Source organism: Paracoccus sp. DMF, assembly GCF_004407025.1.
GTDB lineage: Bacteria > Pseudomonadota > Alphaproteobacteria > Rhodobacterales > Rhodobacteraceae > Paracoccus > Paracoccus aminovorans_B.
The window spans coordinates 1-2,272 of record NZ_SOKV02000112.1 but is presented as its reverse complement, the minus strand read 5'-3'; the positions used below and the strand labels follow the sequence as shown (position 1 = coordinate 2,272).

Sequence of the window (2,272 nt, the reverse complement as noted above, 5' to 3'; positions counted from 1 at the left end):
AGTCGGAGAGCGGCATGTAGTTGTCGATGCCGATGAAGTCGATGTTCGCGTCCGACCAGAGCGGGTCGAGGTGGAAGAACACGTCCCCTGTTCCATCGCCGGGCTGGTGGCCGAAATACTCGGACCAGTCGGAAGCATAGCCGACCTTGGTGCCCGCGCCGAGGACTGACTTTACATCCGCCGCCAGCGCCTTGAACGCCGTCACGGCCGGATAGGCGCTGCCGCTGGACCGGATCGTCGACAGTCCCCGCATCTCGGTCCCGATCAGGAAGGCATCGACACCTCCCGCCACCGTGCAGAGATGGGCGTAATGCAGGATCATGCGCCTCAGGCCCCAGTCACCCGCGGGGCCGGTCCAGTTCACGTTGTCGCCCGATACTGCGAACTGCGCCAGGGTGGCTGTACCGAAGAAGCTGGAGACCTGTGTTGCGGCGGCTGCTGTCTTGTCCGCAGTTCCGGCATAGCCCGACGCCGGGGAACAGGTGATCCGGCCCCGCCACGGGAAACTCGGCTGGCCCGGCGTCGCGGCATTCGCGCTGTAGGGGTTCGGCAGCGTGTTGCCGGGTGGCACGTCCATCAGCAGGAAGGGATAGAAGGTGACGCGCAGGCCGCGCGCCTTCATCTCGCGGATCGCCTGCACCACCGCGAAATCCGCAGGTGTGCCGCCATAGACGGGCCGATCCTCGGCATCGCGGCTGACGAGATGGGCGGCGGCCCGTGCCACGCCGTTGACCGTCCACACCTTTGGGCTGGTGACCTTCGTCGCCACCTCGACGCCCGGTTTGATCGAGCAATTGCCCGCGCGCAGGTCATTGCCGAACCAGGCGACGACGAGGCTGACACTCTCGACGGCCGGGGCCATGGCCTGCAAACGGTCGAGGGCCACGACGATATCGGCCTCATCGGGCAGCGCGTTCAGGTTCTCGGCCGAGGTGGTGCCGCCTGTCGTCTGGCCAAAGATGGTGGTCGTGGCCCCGACTGTCTTGCGGACCGCTTCGGTAGCATAGGTGAACTCGCCCGAGGCCGGGATCATGGTCACGGCTTTGACCAGCCCCTCGGCCGTGTCGGGATCCGCGAGCGGCCGGAAGACCTCGAACGAAAGCTGCGGCAGTCGATTGCCGTAGTTCGAGAGCGCCAGTTCCTCGAAGACCACATAGGCTGTCCCGCGATAGGCTGGGGTATTGGTCACCCCCATTTTGGCCGCGATGAAGGGGTCCGCAGCTTGCGCTTCGTCGCCGGGATACCAGCGCCAGGTGATCCCGGTCATGTCGAGCGGCTTGCCGTCCGCCCAGATGCGGCCGATGCCGGTGATCGGGCCTTCGCACAAGGCGACCGCGAAGGAGGCGTAGTAGAGGTATTCCGTCGTCTGGACCCGGCCACCGCCGCCGCCCTTGCCGCCGCCCTGTGTCGTGGTCTTGGTCTCCTCGCGGAAATCCGTGGCCCAGATGATGTTGCCGCCAATGCGCATGCGGCCGTAAAGGCGCGGGATGATCGCGCCTTCCGTGGCCGAGGTGATCCGCAAGCTGTCGAGGCGCTGGCCCTCGATCTTCTGCGCGGGCGCCAGCGAGGACACGATCCAGCTATCGACGACCGAACCGATGGTCGAGCCGATGAAACCGCCGATGGCGGCTCCGGAAAAACCGAGGATCGCGCCACCGAACGCCCCGCCGATGGCGGAACCGACAGCGCCGAGGACAAGCGTGGCCATGGGAAAATCTCAGCGAGCGGGGAAGAGGAAGGCGAAGGCGATGCGGCGTCGCCATGTGGGCGTCAGCGGTTCCTCGATCACGCCTAGTCGCTCATAGGCGTGAAGGAAGGTGCCCGGTCCGGTCAGGATGCCGACATGCTTGGCGATAGCGCGGGGCATCATGCGGAACAGGACCAGCGCGCCGGGTGGGGCATCTGCCGGTGCGATCTCCGGCATCATCGCCCGCGCTCCATCCGCCAGAACCTCGCGCGGACCGGTCTCGCCCCAATCCCGGCTGTAGGGCGGGATCGGGAAGGGCTCCGGCCCGACCACGTCGCGCCAGACACCGCGCGCGAGGCCGAGGCAGTCGCAGCCGACCCCGCGCAAGCTCGCCTGGTCGTGATAGGGCGTGCCAAGCCAGGATCGGGCAGCGGCGATGACGCGGGTCGGATCGGCGGCCTTCACAGCACAGCTCCCTCGTGGCCGCCGTCCTTGCTAGCGTAGCGCAGGACCGCGTCTTGACCTGGGATGTGGGGGAAGCCGCGAAAGTTGGCGACATTGGCGAACTTCGTCCCGCAGGTCGCG

The 2,272-nt window shown here is 67.0% G+C and carries 3 protein-coding genes; all 3 read right to left on the bottom strand.

From position 1 onward, the window contains the following. Positions 1-1,708, bottom strand: a 1,708-nt coding sequence (locus E3D03_RS20505) for a glycoside hydrolase TIM-barrel-like domain-containing protein (protein WP_263568485.1), incomplete at its 3' end; no start/stop codon positions are given. Positions 1,709-1,717: 9 nt separating this feature from the next. Then, entirely contained in the window at positions 1,718-2,152 is a 435-nt protein-coding gene (locus E3D03_RS20500; RefSeq protein WP_062563504.1) for an NlpC/P60 family protein, read from the bottom strand. Beyond that, a partial coding sequence (locus tag E3D03_RS20495; protein WP_263568486.1) for a phage BR0599 family protein occupies positions 2,149-2,272 on the bottom strand: 124 nt, incomplete at its 5' end. The genes E3D03_RS20495 and E3D03_RS20500, both read right to left, overlap by 4 nt.